Source organism: Gardnerella sp. 30-4 (genome assembly GCF_001641215.1).
GTDB lineage: Bacteria > Actinomycetota > Actinomycetes > Actinomycetales > Bifidobacteriaceae > Bifidobacterium > Bifidobacterium leopoldii.
In genome coordinates, this window is record NZ_LXJL01000051.1 from 1 (window position 1) to 13,905 (window position 13,905).

At 44.6% G+C, this 13,905-nt stretch carries 13 protein-coding genes; 7 read left to right on the forward strand and 6 right to left on the reverse strand.

The annotated features are described in order from the left end of the window. Window positions 1-23: 23 nt before the first annotated feature. Together A5294_RS04050 and A5294_RS04055 are read right to left on the reverse strand one after the other, a co-directional pair. The gene (locus A5294_RS04050) at window positions 24-353 is read right to left on the reverse strand and encodes a DUF3039 domain-containing protein (protein WP_004105359.1); all 330 of its coding nucleotides are present in this window, start codon (window positions 351-353) and stop codon (window positions 24-26) included. 222 nt (window positions 354-575) lie between these two features. Then, window positions 576-1,913, reverse strand: a complete 1,338-nt coding sequence (locus tag A5294_RS04055; protein ID WP_064340534.1) for a nicotinate phosphoribosyltransferase — start codon at window positions 1,911-1,913, stop codon at window positions 576-578. A 193-nt stretch (window positions 1,914-2,106) separates the two neighbouring features. On the opposite strand from A5294_RS04055, the gene cysS reads away from it, so the two are divergent. The 7 genes from cysS (at window position 2,107) to trmD (ending at window position 8,975) form a co-directional block, all read left to right on the forward strand. Continuing rightward, the gene (gene cysS / locus A5294_RS04060) at window positions 2,107-3,744 is read left to right on the forward strand and encodes a cysteine--tRNA ligase (RefSeq protein ID WP_004105366.1); all 1,638 of its coding nucleotides are present in this window, start codon (window positions 2,107-2,109) and stop codon (window positions 3,742-3,744) included. A gap of 75 nt (window positions 3,745-3,819) precedes the next feature. Beyond that, on the forward strand, window positions 3,820-5,490 hold the full coding sequence (gene ffh / locus A5294_RS04065; RefSeq protein WP_004105368.1) for a signal recognition particle protein: 1,671 nt from the start codon (window positions 3,820-3,822) through the stop codon (window positions 5,488-5,490). Continuing rightward, window positions 5,487-6,635 (forward strand): endonuclease/exonuclease/phosphatase family protein, encoded by a 1,149-nt coding sequence (locus A5294_RS04070; RefSeq protein ID WP_004105370.1) that lies wholly within the window; start codon window positions 5,487-5,489, stop codon window positions 6,633-6,635. Before ffh ends, A5294_RS04070 begins: the two co-directional genes overlap by 4 nt. Window positions 6,636-6,751: 116 nt before the next feature. Continuing rightward, window positions 6,752-7,213 (forward strand): 30S ribosomal protein S16, encoded by a 462-nt coding sequence (gene rpsP, locus A5294_RS04075; RefSeq protein ID WP_004574047.1) that lies wholly within the window; start codon window positions 6,752-6,754, stop codon window positions 7,211-7,213. A 2-nt stretch (window positions 7,214-7,215) separates the two neighbouring features. Continuing rightward, window positions 7,216-7,449 carry an RNA-binding protein gene (locus tag A5294_RS04080; RefSeq protein ID WP_004105376.1) on the forward strand — a complete coding sequence of 78 codons (234 nt, stop codon included), beginning with the start codon at window positions 7,216-7,218 and terminating at the stop codon, window positions 7,447-7,449. Window position 7,450: 1 nt separating this feature from the next. After that, complete coding sequence (rimM, locus tag A5294_RS04085) at window positions 7,451-8,050, forward strand: ribosome maturation factor RimM (RefSeq protein WP_004105378.1); 600 nt, start codon at window positions 7,451-7,453, stop codon at window positions 8,048-8,050. 40 nt (window positions 8,051-8,090) lie between these two features. Then, window positions 8,091-8,975, forward strand: a complete 885-nt coding sequence (gene trmD / locus A5294_RS04090) for a tRNA (guanosine(37)-N1)-methyltransferase TrmD (protein WP_180947426.1) — start codon at window positions 8,091-8,093, stop codon at window positions 8,973-8,975. Between the two features lie 487 nt (window positions 8,976-9,462). Here the strand turns inward: trmD and rsmD are convergent, their stop codons facing one another. The 4 genes from rsmD to A5294_RS04110 all read right to left on the reverse strand — a co-directional run bounded on the left by rsmD (window position 9,463) and on the right by A5294_RS04110 (window position 13,810). After that, the gene (rsmD, locus tag A5294_RS04095; protein ID WP_004105380.1) at window positions 9,463-10,047 is read right to left on the reverse strand and encodes a 16S rRNA (guanine(966)-N(2))-methyltransferase RsmD; all 585 of its coding nucleotides are present in this window, start codon (window positions 10,045-10,047) and stop codon (window positions 9,463-9,465) included. A 109-nt stretch (window positions 10,048-10,156) separates the two neighbouring features. Then, complete coding sequence (locus tag A5294_RS04100; protein ID WP_064340536.1) at window positions 10,157-11,590, reverse strand: MFS transporter; 1,434 nt, start codon at window positions 11,588-11,590, stop codon at window positions 10,157-10,159. Window positions 11,591-11,650: 60 nt separating this feature from the next. Beyond that, a complete protein-coding gene (locus tag A5294_RS04105) occupies window positions 11,651-12,589 on the reverse strand; it encodes a nucleoside hydrolase (RefSeq protein WP_064340537.1) in 939 nt (312 codons plus the stop codon). Between the two features lie 72 nt (window positions 12,590-12,661). Continuing rightward, window positions 12,662-13,810, reverse strand: a complete 1,149-nt coding sequence (locus A5294_RS04110) for a PfkB family carbohydrate kinase (RefSeq protein WP_064340538.1) — start codon at window positions 13,808-13,810, stop codon at window positions 12,662-12,664. Window positions 13,811-13,905: the final 95 nt, after the last annotated feature.

The following is a 13,905-nucleotide window of genomic DNA, read 5'->3' on the forward strand; positions in this document are numbered from 1 at the left end:
GCTTAAATACGCAACATAATTACTTAAAAATTAAACTTTCCTAATTCCTCGTATATGCGCTTGCATTCAGGGCAAACTGGGTAGTCATTTGCTTCGTGTCGAGGAATCCACACTTTACCGCATAAAGCTACTACTGGTCGACCAGTTAAGCGCGACTCTTCAATTTTGTCTTTTGACACATAGTGCGCAAAACGATCTGCATTACCACCATCATCTAGACGAGCATCTTCGTCAACTTCTGGACGTTCTAGAACAGAAGTGCTTGTGCCGGAACCAGAGTCTGGATCTGTGGATTGCGAACCAGATTCCATAACAGCATCTAACGCATTATCTGCTTCTAAAGATGAAAACATCTCGCATCCTTTCGTAACGCATTGTGTAACGAATTTCGTAGCGCACTAAAATTTAATTGAATTTTATTCGCAAAACCAAGCATAAAGCATTATCGCAACAAACACTCAAAAAGCTGTCGGAAACGCTAATCTTTACGCATGAATTATTTGCGAAAATTATTTGCGATCCTTTTGCGAATCTTATTTAGTTATTTAGTAAAGTTTAGTTTTAAAAAAATCAATTTACAGTACTTGAATTTCTGTTGGTATTGCAGGATCTCCGCGCATCAAACTTTGCGCAGCCAAAGGCAGTCGACGCAAAGCAGAAGCGCAATAATCCTGGGCACGCATAATCGCATCGTGACCCATAAACTGTTCGTCAGCTTCACCGTCGACCATGTAATCAACTAGCAGATTTTCCCACGAATCCTTAGGCTTAAACTGAGCGAGCGCAACTTCCGAACCGGAAATCACGTGTTCGCAATCAGCTACACCGCAAGAATCGCTGCTGTAATCGTATGAACGATACGCCAACTTACGTCCAGGCACAGTCGCTTTATTCTTAGAACGCTTAGCAACAGGCTGCATTACACCATCTGCACCCTCACGCTCAGTAAGCTTATAAACCATTGCGCAAGTTGGAGCGCCGGAGCCGGTTACAAGCATTGTGCCGATGCCGTAAGAATCCACAGGCGCATTTTGTAAGGAAGCAAGAGCATACTCGTCCAAATCGTTCGTAACTGTAATCTTTGTGTTTTTAGCACCCAACTCGTCGAGCTGATTCCTAACGCGACGAGCCAGAGCGCACAAATCTCCAGAATCAATACGAATTCCGCCAAGATCTGGACCTGCAACTTCCACGGCTGTCTTTACAGCTTCCTCAATATTATAAGTGTCAACAAGAAGCGTAGTGCCTTTGCCAAGAGCTGCAATTTGAGAAGTGAAAGCGTCACGCTCAGTGTCGTGAACAAGAGTGAAGCAGTGAGCTGCAGTTCCGATTGCCTTTAAACCGTAAAGTTTTGCAGCTAACAGATTTGCAGTACCTTTAAAACCGCCAATTACTGCTGCACGAGATGCGGCAACTGCAGAATATTCGTTCGTGCGGCGGCCGCCCATATCCATGCAAGGACGTCCTGCGGAAGCAGAAACCATGCGAGCTGCAGCAGACGCCACAGCACAATCGTAATTGAGAACGGAAAGCAGAAGAGTTTCGAGCAAAGTGCACTCGCCGAAAGTGCCTTCTACTTGCAAAATTGGCGAGTTAGGGAAGAACATCTCACCCTCGCGATAACCGGAAATTTTACCGCGGAATCGGAAATTTTTCAGCCATTCAATGGTTTCTGTACTAACAATTTTGCGATCACTTAAGAAACGTAAATCATCTTCCGAAAGATGGAATTTTTGCAACTCTTCCAAAATGCGGCCCATGCCAGCAACAACTCCGTAACGACGGCCTTGAGGCAAGTGGCGCGTAAAAATTTCAAAAACGCACTTGCGATTTGCGGTGCCGTCTTTAAGAGCAGCGTCGAGCATAGTGTATTCATACATGTCCGTCATAAGAGCAGATGAAATCTCAGCCATGATATTCCTTTCGTAACGAACAAAATAAAAACAGCTAGGTAATAGATAAGTAATAGATATGAATCTAATTGGATTACTAAAGCTAAATCTAAAACCAAATCGCAATAATTGTATCGCTAACTAAAGAGCCGACGCACGAAATGCAACTTCTCAAAGTCACTCTGAGTATAAAGAAGCATTTATAATAGCAATTATGCTTAATAAGAGTTTGAACGAAGAGACTGCAAAAGTTACTAAAGCCGCAGAAAACCTGCACTTATACAACACGGCTTCACATTCAACGAACACTTTCGTACCTAAAAAGCCTGGTCAAGTAGGCATGTACGTGTGCGGCGCCACAGTGCAAAGTTCTCCGCATATTGGTCATATTCGCGCAGCGATCGCATTCGATATAATCCGTCGCTGGATGCTACGTTTAGGCTACAAAGTCACGTTTGTTAGAAACGTCACAGATATTGACGACAAAATTATGAAAAAAGCCAATGAATCAGGGCAAAATTGGTGGGAACGAGCATATATTTACGAGCGCGAATTTACAAAATCCTACAATACTTTAGGGGTACTTGCGCCAACAGTTGAGCCGCGCGCAACAGGTCATATTACAGACATGGTTGAGCTGATTGAGCGTTTGATTGAGCGCGGTCACGCATATGTTATTAATGACAGCGACGGAAATCCTACTGGAAATGTTTATTTTGACGTGCCAAGTTGGGAGCATTACGGCGAATTAACGCACCAAAATCAGAACCAAAATGAAACTTGCGCAGACGAAGCCGCAGCTATTGCAGACGCAAAAGGTCCAAGCGTAGACGCTGCTGAAAACGATATTTACAATCCAACAGATCCTGCAGATGCTTCACCAGACAAACATGATCCTAGGGATTTCGCACTTTGGAAAGCACCTTGCGATTTCGATCAGCCGGATGCGCGCTGGAAAACTCCTTTTGGCGAGGGACGCCCTGGTTGGCATATTGAATGCTCTGCTATGAGCCATCGATATCTTGGCGACGATTTCGATATTCACGGAGGCGGCCTGGATTTGCGTTTCCCTCACCACGAAAACGAAATGGCACAAACGCGTGCTGCTGGCTGGGAAAGCGCTGATGTGTGGATGCATTCAGCATGGGTTACCGCAAAAGGTGAAAAAATGTCCAAATCCTTAGGAAATGGACTTTCCGTACCAGTAGTTTTGGCGAATAATTCTGCTTGGGTCGTGCGTTATGCTTTGGGAGCAGTACAATATCGTGCAATGTTGGAGTGGTCCGACCAAGCTTTGGTGGAGTCAAAATCGGCTTACGATCGAATTATGAACTTCCTTGAGAGAGCTGGCAGATTGCTTGACAAGAAGCCAACTTGCGAAGAAGTGCACTCTGTTAACGCAGACGAGCTTCCAGAAGATTTTACTCGCGCTATGAACGATGACATTAACGTTTCTGGCGCAATCGCAGAAATATTTACTACAATTCGTCAAGGAAATGCTCTTATTGACGACTGCAGCAAAGATTCTTCACAAGCACAAAGCGAAAGCGTACAAAAGCTCATATATCTCGCTGTTTTGCAAGTGCGAGCTATGTTAGATACTTTGGGCTTGGATCCTTACGCAAAAACGTGGGCTTCGAACGATAATCAATCGTCTGCAGAAGGCTCAAATGGCAAGGAAAGCAAAGAATACTCAGCTTTGGACTCTTTAATTACTTTGCAACTTAAAGCTAGAGCAGATGCTAGAAAAGCAAAGGATTTTGCTACTGCAGATGCTATTCGCGACGCGTTAAATAACGCAGGAATTGTAATTGTCGATACTTCGCAAGGATCATCTTGGCATTTGCAATAAACAAAAGTAACGCAAAAGTATTAGTTAGCAATTGCACTAAAGTTACGTTAGCAACAACAGGTAGAATGGAAAACTATGGCAGCATTTAGTTCGTTAACAGACCGCCTTTCCAATGCTTTTAAGCATTTGCGCAGCAAAGGCAAGCTATCAGAATCCGATATTGACGGCACAATTCGCGAGATTCGTCGCGCACTTCTCGATGCAGACGTTGCGTTGGAAGTAGTACGCTCATTCACTGCTCGAATTCGCGAGCGCGCTCTTGGTGAGGAAGTTTCGCACGCTTTAAATCCAGCTCAGCAAGTTGTGAAAATTGTAAACGACGAGCTTACGCAAGTATTGGGCGCAGGTGTAGATAGGCAGCTTAATTTTGCGAAGTACCCTCCAACTGTAATTATGCTTGCAGGTTTGCAAGGTGCAGGTAAAACTACGCTTGCTGGAAAGCTAGGCTACTGGCTAAAGGATGCAGGTCATACTCCTTTGCTTGTAGCAGCAGATTTGCAACGACCTAATGCAGTCACACAGCTGCAAGTTGTTGGCGAGCGCGCAGGAGTTCCTGTATTTGCTCCAGAAAAGGGTGTGCAAACAGGTGGAAGCGCGATTTCTTTGCCATGGTTCACTAAAGGCGACCCTGTTAAAGTTGCGCGCGATTCTATTAATTATGCGCGCGAAAAAATGTATGACACTGTGATTATTGATACCGCAGGTCGTTTGGGTGTTGACGAAGAGCTTATGAAGCAGGCACGCAATATTCGCGATGCCGTGCAACCGCAAGAAGTGCTGTTTGTTATTGATGCAATGATTGGTCAGGATGCTGTTCGCACTGCTCAAGCTTTTAACGATGGCGTGAACTTTACTGGCGTTGTGCTTTCTAAGCTTGATGGCGACGCTCGAGGCGGTGCTGCACTTTCGGTTGCAAGCGTTACTGGAAAGCCGATTTTGTTTGCTTCTACAGGTGAAGGTTTGAAGGATTTTGAAATCTTCCATCCTGATCGAATGGCTTCACGCATACTCGATATGGGCGATATTTTGACGCTTATTGAGCACGCACAGAAGCAGTTCGACGAAGAAGAATCGCGCAAGGCTGCTGCAAAAATAGCTGAAGGCAGCTTTGGTTTGGATGATTTTTTGGAGCAGCTTCAGCAAGTTCGTAAGCTTGGCTCAATGAAGAAGCTTTTGGGCATGATGCCTGGAATGGCAGCTCACCGTCAGGAGCTTGAGCAGTTTGACGATAAGGAAATTGACCGAACTGAGGCAATTATTCGCTCTATGACTCCTCAAGAGCGTAGAAATACAAAGATTATTGACGGATCTCGCCGCGCGAGAATTGCTGCTGGTTCAGGTGTGAGCGTTTCGCAAGTTAATGCACTTTTGCAACGTTTCGAGCAGGCTGCAAAAATGATGAAGCGAATGAGCGGAGGCGCTGGAATGCCTGGCATGGGCGGAATTCCTGGCTTCGGTGGAGCCGGCAGTAAGTCGAAGCGCAAAGATAAGAAAGGCAAGAAGAAGGGCGGAAAGTCCGGAAATCCAATGCGCAGGGAAGCTGAAGAGCGCGCGTTGCGTGAGCGTCTTTCTGGCGAATCTACTAGCGACGATGTTGCAGGTTCTGCTTTTGCAAAGCCGCAGCAACCAAATCTTCAGAATCTTCCTGAAGGACTTAAGGAACTTATGAATTCCGAAGATGCAAATCAAGATAATCAACTGCCACCTAACTTTGGCGGCGGATTAGCTGGCTTATTCGGTCGATGATTTTAGTATTGGCGTTTTTGTGGGTTATATTTGTGCCGCTTCTTTTGTGGCAGTTGATGCGTTGGCTGCCAACAGGTGCGGATAAATATAACCCACTTCCGTATATTATTGCGCTGCTTCCACTTGCAACTTACGTTATGGGAGCACTGTTTTTGTGTAATTTTGGCGGTTTTTTGCTGTATACATGCTGCGCAGAAAAAGTGACGAAATCGCTTAATTTAGCGCAATCTTACGCGAAATCTTACGGATATTTATGTATTGCGTACGCTGTGCTATTTTTGATTTCGCTTAAGTCGCATACGCCGTACTGGTTTGCAAAATTACGTAGGTTGCACGAAAGCAGGTCGTCGCGCAAAAGCTGCAAGAAACGGCATCAAGAAATACGCGTGATGACTCTTAATTGCAGATACGGAAAAGCGAGCGCATCCGAAATAATAGAAATAACGAAAAAATATCACGTAAATACGTTACTTTTACAAGAATTAAGCGAGTCTTTAGTAAAAAATCTTGAGAAACTTGGAATATACGAAATTTTCCCAACTTCGTGCGTAGGTGCGCAAAGTGAGCATAATAACGGCGGATTCAACGCTATTTTTACGCAATATTCCGCGATTTCTACTTGCAATAATTCCGTAAAAATTGAAGCTGCAAGCGTGCCTCGCGTTACAACTTGCTTAGATTTTGGTGCAACTGAAAAAGTTGTAGTGAAATTTGCTTCTGCACATCCAAAGTCACCGATGCGCGGGTGTGCTGCTTGGAGTAATGGAATTCGCGCACTTGCGACTATTGATTCTACTTATTGCGTTGACGAATCCACTTCGAAAACTTGCGATTTAGCAACTCTTACTATTGTTACTGGCGATCTTAATTCCACAGTCGACCACCCAAGCTTTCGCTCGCTTTTGAAATACGGATTTACAGACGTTGCACTTTCGCTTGGAAAGCGTCTACGCACATGGCCTACATGGCTTAAGTGGCCAAATCTTACACTTGACCATGTGCTATTTTGCGCAAAAAACTGTAAATCTAACGCACTATGGCAAAAGAATGTAGTTGTTGACGGCACTGATCACCTAGCCTACATCGCAGCAATCGACCTACAATCACTAGATAAAAACGTCCAAGCGCGCAGGCATAATGGATAAGTTATTCGCGTGAATCGGCGCCCTCTTCCCGATCACGTGAGGAACATGTGGAAGCTCGCAAGGAGTGCCCCACACCCGAACGAAATTCCACGACTCTAGTTATAAGGAGAGCCATTTTGGCAACCAAGATTCGTCTTAAGCGATTGGGCAAGAAGTTCTATGCCTTCTACCGTGTAGTCATTTCTGATTCACGCAACAAGCGCAACGGTCAGTCCATCGAAGAGATCGGCGTTTACGATCCAAACAAGCAGCCATCTATGATTCAGATTGATTCTGAGCGCGCACAGTACTGGCTTGGCGTTGGCGCGCAGCCAACCGAACCAGTGTTGAAGCTCTTGAAGATTACTGGCGACTGGCAGAAGTTCAAGGGTCTCGACGGCGCTGAAGGCACGTTGAAGACTTCTGAAGCTGGCCCAGACGCACAGGCTCGCGTTGAAGCTGTTGAAGCTGAAGCTCAGAAGCTGAAGGCCGCTAAGTCTGAAGCCGCTGCTAAGGCTAAGGCTGCAGCTGAAGCCGCTGCAAACGAAGCCGAAGAAGCCCCAGCTGAAGCTGCCGAAGCCGAGGAAAAGGCTGAGTAATCATGCTGGCTCAAGCTGTTGAACATCTCATTAAGAACATCGTAGATTTTCCAGATGACGTGTCGGTACGTTCTCACGAAAATGCTCGCGGCGAATTGCTTCGAGTACGCGTGAATCCTGAAGATATCGGTCGCGTTATTGGACGCAATGGTCGTACCGCTAATGCAATTCGCATTGTTGTGCAAGCTTTGAGCAACCACAATGTGCGCGTTGACATTATGGACGTACGTAAGTGAGATGAACGTGGCATTAGACCAACAATCTTTTGACAACCCTCAGCAAAGTCGTAATGACCTGCTGAGGGTTTGTCGTATCGGTAAAGCCCAAGGTTTAAAAGGTGAAGTCACTGTACAAATTTTTACAGATGAACCTTACGAACGTTTTGAGCCTGGAAATGTATTATGCACTGCAGACGGCGAGCGCGAGTTCGTTATTGAGAACGCAAGAACATTCAAAAATCGTTGGATTTTACTATTCGAAGAATCACAAAATCGCAACGATGCGGAAGCACTTAATGGCACTGAATTGTATGTGCATGCAGAAGATGCGCAAGAACTTGCTGCTGAAAATGCTTGGTATATTAAGGATTTGGTCGGTTTGCAAGCGCGTTTGTGCGAAGAAAATCAGCTTGGGCTTACTCCTAAAGTTATTGGAAAAGTCGTGGATGTGCTCGACGGCGCGCAATCGTTACTGAAAATCCGTTTAGATCATCCGATTGACGAAGAGAATAAAACAGCGCTCGTGCCATTTGTTGAAGCTATTGTGCCGGAAGTTGATGTTGCAAACGGGTATTTGACTATTGATCCTCCTGGCGGTTTAATTCCGGGGCTTTTGTAGTTTTCGTAGTTTTGTAGTTTTCGTAGTAGAGTGCCTTATGATGGACATCGATATTATTTCCGTATTCCCAGAATATTTTCGCATGCTAGACCTAAGTTTGTTAGGCAAAGCGCAAAATAATGGTTTATTGCAAATTCGCGCATACAATTTACGCAAATGGACTCACGATGTGCATCAATCGGTTGATGACACGCCGGTTGGCGGTGGCGCTGGCATGGTTATGAAGCCTGAAGTTTGGGCGGAATGCTTAGACGAGCTGCTTAACTTGCCAAAATCTGAAGTAAAAAATACGTGTGATACGTGCGATAGTTGCGATACGTGTGATAGTTGCGAAGAAGCAAAAATCGCGCCTAATAAAATAGACTCAACTAAACCAATCCTTATATTCCCGAACCCTTCTGCCCCACTATTTACGCAAAAAGACGCAACGGAATTAAGCAACGCAAATCATTTGGTGTTTGGATGCGGCAGATACGAAGGCTACGACGCTAGGATTCCAGAATATTACCGCGCGCAAGGAATTGACGTACGCGAGTATTCAATTGGCGATTACGTGCTAAATGGCGGAGAAGTTGCAGTAAGCGTTATGCTTGAGGCAATTACACGCTTAATCCCTGGGTTTATGGGAAATCCTGAGTCGATTGTTGAAGAGTCGTACACAGGATCGGACGCACTCTTGGAACACCATCAATACACGCGTCCAACTACTTGGCGAGGTATAAGCGTTCCGGAAATACTCACTTCCGGAAATCACGCCAAAGTTGATCGTTTTCGTCGAGATGAAGCTATATCTCGCACAAGCGAAATTCGACCTGATTTGATTGAAAAATTGGACTGCCACAAGATAGATAAGGCGGATCGAAAAACGCTTATGTCGCTCGGATGGGAAGTTTCCGGCGAACATCCGCGCAAAAACTTACTCTAGCAACAAAAGCCAGAAATACTCCGGCAACAGTATTGCCCTGCTAACGTTAATTACTTGTTGATTAGAGAACACTAACATTATTGCTGCCGCACGTACAACACAAAATCCCTTCACCATAACACCACCACCTGTTTAGTACGCTAACTTCAATGTACTAATATTCGTGTGGTAGAGATTTGAGATTTTTCGCACTGAGCGCGGCGAACGTCAGAGCCGCAGGCTGCTGATTCGCCAAGCGAAGAAGAAAAATCGAAAAATCTCTGCGATAGACACGGTTATTAACGATTAAACACGCAGAGTTTGGGGGATTTCTTTACGAGCACTAAAAGAGGACTGATGGAGCAACGTTCTTTAAAGAACAAAGCAGACAGCAAAACATCTAACAGCCAAAGCGACTGAAGGACGGGACGTGCGAGGAGAGAAATCCCCCAAAACTCGCGCCACAGCCTGAGTGCGAAAACAGATTGTAACGAAGCCGAAAAATAAATTAGTCGCGAGAAGGCTGAATAAACAACACGGAAGTTTCTCCGTAATTACGCGTATCAAACAGCTCCCAGCCCTCAGGCATAGTCGGCAAAACACTTCGCGCGCTACGCTCCAACACAATCAACGTATCTGCAGAAACGCTCACAACTCCGCTCGCAATCATCGAAGCCAATAAACTTTCGCAATCCGCAGTTTCGTAAGCATAAGGCGGATCAATAAAAACCAAGTCAAACGCTTCCCCACTATAATCCGCAACGAACTGCTCCGCGCGCTTTCGAAGAACCCTCATAGAAAGCGCAGAATCCCAAGCCTTTGAACTCTGCAACGCTTTCGACGTACGAAGTATAAGCGCAGCTGCTTGCGAATTTGCTTCAACAGAAACAAGCTCACGCGCGCCACGAGATAGCGCTTCAACTCCGAGTGCTCCCGTGCCAGCAAATAGATCAAGTACGCGCGCATTGTGCATAACATCCCACGAATCGAGCCTAGAAAATATCGCTTCTTTTGTGCGATCTGTAGTAGGTCTCGTACACGACTGCGCTGAAGTAAGCGGCAAAGATTTAAAACGTCCAGCAATAATGTGCATACTTATAGCTTAGCTGGAACCTGCAGACACGCACGTGGCGGCAGAAACTTTACGCGCGTGTAAAGTTTCGGTCGGCTACGCGCCAAAAAACGGCAGAAACTTTACAATATTACTTATCCGCCGCCTTAGGATCCGGAATTAAGAACGAGCAAGCGAGCGCAAAAGCGAGCAAAACGACGCCGGCAACCATCGCGGCAGCGTATCCGCATGTTACGCCACTCAAAGACGCAACATTCGTCATCACAGCATACAAAATTGCAAAACTTAAGCCGGCTCCCAAATTAAAAGCTCCAGCATTCATACCCGGCAAGTATCCCGGATTATCTTTTGGAGAAAGCACAATACCCAAGCCATTAAGCATAATATTTGCCATGCCAGAATAGCTCACACCTACCCACACTGAAAACAGCACCAAAGCCCAAGCAGACGGCATATAAGCAACATACACACCAAAAGCAACACAAATCATGCTAAACGCAATTCCAATACGCAACACAAGCCTGTACCCGTAATTTGCAGCAAGCACGCCCGAAATAGTGCCAAACAATAGCCCAATAATTGCGTAAGGAGTAAGAGTTACGAAACTTACCATATTTGTGCCAATATTTGCACCAAACTTACTATCGTTAGCAAGCTTTATCACAACGCCATTTATCAAAGCAAACACGCCAGTCATTGTCAATAAAGTGCACAAAAGCAAACCCCATGTACGACGCTGCTTCATATATGTTGTAGAAACCAGCGGAGCCGCGCTTAAAACTTCGATTTTCCAGAATATTGCGAAAAACAGCACAGCAACAAGCACAAGAATAAGCACCATAAGCCAGTTAGATTTAGCTAGTTTATTACTAAGTTCATTAATAGAAAGATATATTGCAAGAAACGCAATTCCGAGCGTTACAACTCCTAGCCAATCCATTCTGCTAGTAGCATCCGAGCGAGATTCATCAGCTAAAACAATAATCATAATAACAGCAATAGTTGCGATTGAAGCCATAATCCAGAAAACAGAACGGAATCCGTATTTACTGGCAAGCCAACCACCTAATAAAGCATCAAATCCAGCAATACCGCCATTTACGGAACTTAATATTGCCATCAACTTTGCGTAACTTTTTTCTTGCTGTACGCGCACGCGCAACATAATTAAGCACATTGGCAATACAGGACCGGAAGCACCTTGCAAAATACGCCCAAGCATAAGCATATTAACGTCTTGAGCTAGCGCAGAAATAATGCTTCCAAAAAGAGTTGAGATAAGAATTCCGGAAAGTACTTTTTTACGCCCAATTAGATCAGACAATCGCGGCAAAAATAGCGAAAATAATGCTGCAGCAGTAAAGAATATTGTTTGCGTTAAAGCGATTTGAGTATCTGTAGTATGAAGTTCTTTTGACATCGTCGTCAATACTGGCGAAAGCATAGAAACGTTTAGCTGGAACGCAAAGATAGCAGCAAGAAACGCCACCATTAACGCCAAAACGGAACGTCCACCCTTATCTAGCATACGCGTAGAAAATGTTGGAGATTCAACCTCAACCATAATCTAACCTCCGCTTAATTACGTAAAGTCATTCAAACGTCATTCAAAAGTCACCAACAATCATCCAATGCGCTTAATCGCATCTATAATCAAATTCCAGAATTTATCGAAATCAAGTTTTGTAGCAACTTGCGTATGGCATTCTTCTTCAGAAGGTTCAGTGCCACGCAAATCTGCAACGGTCATGCCAAGAGTTAAGTCACTGTTTATTTCAACATCAAGTGGGCAACGCCTTGTGCTAATAACACTTTTATCGATCAAATAAGCGACTGTGCAAGGATCATGCACTGGAGGATCAACAAAATCTTGATTATTCTTATAAGCTTTACGGAAGTAATCCATAAGATCGCAAGCAAATTTGGAAACAGGCGTTCCAATAGAATTAATTTTCTTCTGTATCTCTAAAGTGCACAAAGCTTGGTGAGTTAAGTCTAAGCCAACCATCGTAACTCGCCAATTTTCATTAATCACAACATGCGCAGCTTCAGGATCTGTCTTAATATTAAACTCAGCAACAGCACTACAATTGCCGCTATGATAGCCACCACCCATAAGAACTACTTCTTTAACGCGGCTGACAATTCTAGGCTCCAATCGCACAGCCATAGCAATATTCGTAAGAGGTCCAGTTGGTACAAGCGTAATTGTGCCAGGCTCATGGCTCATAATTGTGTCAATAATCCAGTTAACAGCATGCCCTTTATCCAAAGGTTTAGTTGGCACTGGAATATTTGCTCCGTCTAATCCTGTTTCTCCATGAACAGCAGCAGCAACTTTTAGCGGACGAACCATAGGACGGTCGCATCCGGCATGAACTGGAATATTAATTGCATGAGCTATTTCTAGAGTTGCTCGAGCATTGTATGTTACTTTTTCTAGGCTTTGATTTCCACCAACCGTAGTTACGCCGAGCAAATCGATACTAGGATTGCCAACAGCTAATAAAATTGCCATCGCATCGTCATGACCAGGGTCACAATCTAGGATGATGGAAGTCATACTAACTCCTTCATAAACACATGTATTTTGGAAGCAAATCGTGACGAATGCACTTCGCATAAGAACGCAAAATTAAGCATGCTCATGAATATTCGTCATGCGTTGAGAAATAAGTTCTGGATTAAACGACTCATGTACAGGCTGCATAGATTCAGTATTCAAAGCTGCAGCAGCAACCGCAAATCTGCCAGTTTTTGAAGAATCAAATTCGTTATATCGCGCGTAAATAAGCGCCGCAGTAGCAGCATCGCTAGAACCGTTGTCGTTGCCGACTGCTTTAACACCAGCATTGCTATTTCCGCGAGTTAGCATCATTCTCTGGACGCGCTTGACTGGGACAGGATAGAACGACACTCCCTCATCTGCAACACCATAAGCAACTCCTGCGCGACCGGCATTTACAAATACACGTTTTACTCCACGCTTGAGAAGCACATTCGCACAGCGAATTGCAGAACGCTCGTCAACAGCATTAATGCCAGTTAAAGCCTGCGATTCAGCAGTATCTAAAATAAGAGTGTCAATACGAGACAATCTAGAAAGCACTCGAGGAGCTTTTGCATCCGTAACTGCACGAACAACAATAGGACGGCGATAACGGTCACATAGCCACTCAATTGACTTTTGCGGAATATTAGTATCCAACACCAAAATATCAGCATTTTCAATAATAGACATACGCTCACGCAAAAAATCAGGAGTCATGTGATCGTAAATACTCATATCGTCTAAAGCAAGCAAACGCTGACCAGAAGCGTCACCAACATACATGTACGAAGCAGTCATCGACTCAGGAAGTTGCTTCGCATAACCAATATCTAAGCCATTTGCAGCAGCATCAATGCGGAAAAGTTCTCCGTTGTGATCGCCACCGTACACAGAAACCATGCTTGTGCGAATATTAAGACGCTCCAACGCGACTGCAATATTCCTTCCAACACCGCCTAGCATGTAGCGCACGTGGGAGGCATTAGACGTGTAATCCATCAAATCTCCGCAAGCAATGCCAAGAACATCCATGCTAATTCCGCCAACAACAGTCACATAACTTGGAGGAGTAACAATATATCCCTTACCTCGTAAATAGCCTTTGCGAATTAAATTGGAAATATGAGCGGCCACACCTGAACGAGTAATTCCTGCGAGATTTGCAAGTTCCTGCTGGCTAATCATCGGGTTTTGTTGAATCCAAGTCAAGATTTGTTGTTCGCGTTCAGTCATTGTCGCCTCATCTCTATTGTGATTACAAATGATGCCTACTATCTAGGATATTCACAATTCTCATAATATGCACGTAAATTTATGTAATTTTGTTG

What these genes read in the sequence shown, in the direction of transcription:
- trmD (WP_180947426.1), top strand. Translation starts at nt 8,091, where the DNA reads ATGGACATCGATATTATTTCCGTATTCCCAGAATATTTTCGCATGCTA.
- A5294_RS04100 (WP_064340536.1), bottom strand. Translation starts at nt 11,590, where the DNA reads ATGGTTGAGGTTGAATCTCCAACATTTTCTACGCGTATGCTAGATAAG.
- rimM (WP_004105378.1), top strand. Translation starts at nt 7,451, where the DNA reads ATGAACGTGGCATTAGACCAACAATCTTTTGACAACCCTCAGCAAAGT.
- A5294_RS04110 (WP_064340538.1), bottom strand. Translation starts at nt 13,810, where the DNA reads ATGACTGAACGCGAACAACAAATCTTGACTTGGATTCAACAAAACCCG.
- A5294_RS04050 (WP_004105359.1), bottom strand. Translation starts at nt 353, where the DNA reads ATGTTTTCATCTTTAGAAGCAGATAATGCGTTAGATGCTGTTATGGAA.
- cysS (WP_004105366.1), top strand. Translation starts at nt 2,107, where the DNA reads ATGCTTAATAAGAGTTTGAACGAAGAGACTGCAAAAGTTACTAAAGCC.
- rsmD (WP_004105380.1), bottom strand. Translation starts at nt 10,047, where the DNA reads ATGCACATTATTGCTGGACGTTTTAAATCTTTGCCGCTTACTTCAGCG.
- ffh (WP_004105368.1), top strand. Translation starts at nt 3,820, where the DNA reads ATGGCAGCATTTAGTTCGTTAACAGACCGCCTTTCCAATGCTTTTAAG.
- A5294_RS04070 (WP_004105370.1), top strand. Translation starts at nt 5,487, where the DNA reads ATGATTTTAGTATTGGCGTTTTTGTGGGTTATATTTGTGCCGCTTCTT.
- A5294_RS04080 (WP_004105376.1), top strand. Translation starts at nt 7,216, where the DNA reads ATGCTGGCTCAAGCTGTTGAACATCTCATTAAGAACATCGTAGATTTT.
- A5294_RS04055 (WP_064340534.1), bottom strand. Translation starts at nt 1,913, where the DNA reads ATGGCTGAGATTTCATCTGCTCTTATGACGGACATGTATGAATACACT.
- A5294_RS04105 (WP_064340537.1), bottom strand. Translation starts at nt 12,589, where the DNA reads ATGACTTCCATCATCCTAGATTGTGACCCTGGTCATGACGATGCGATG.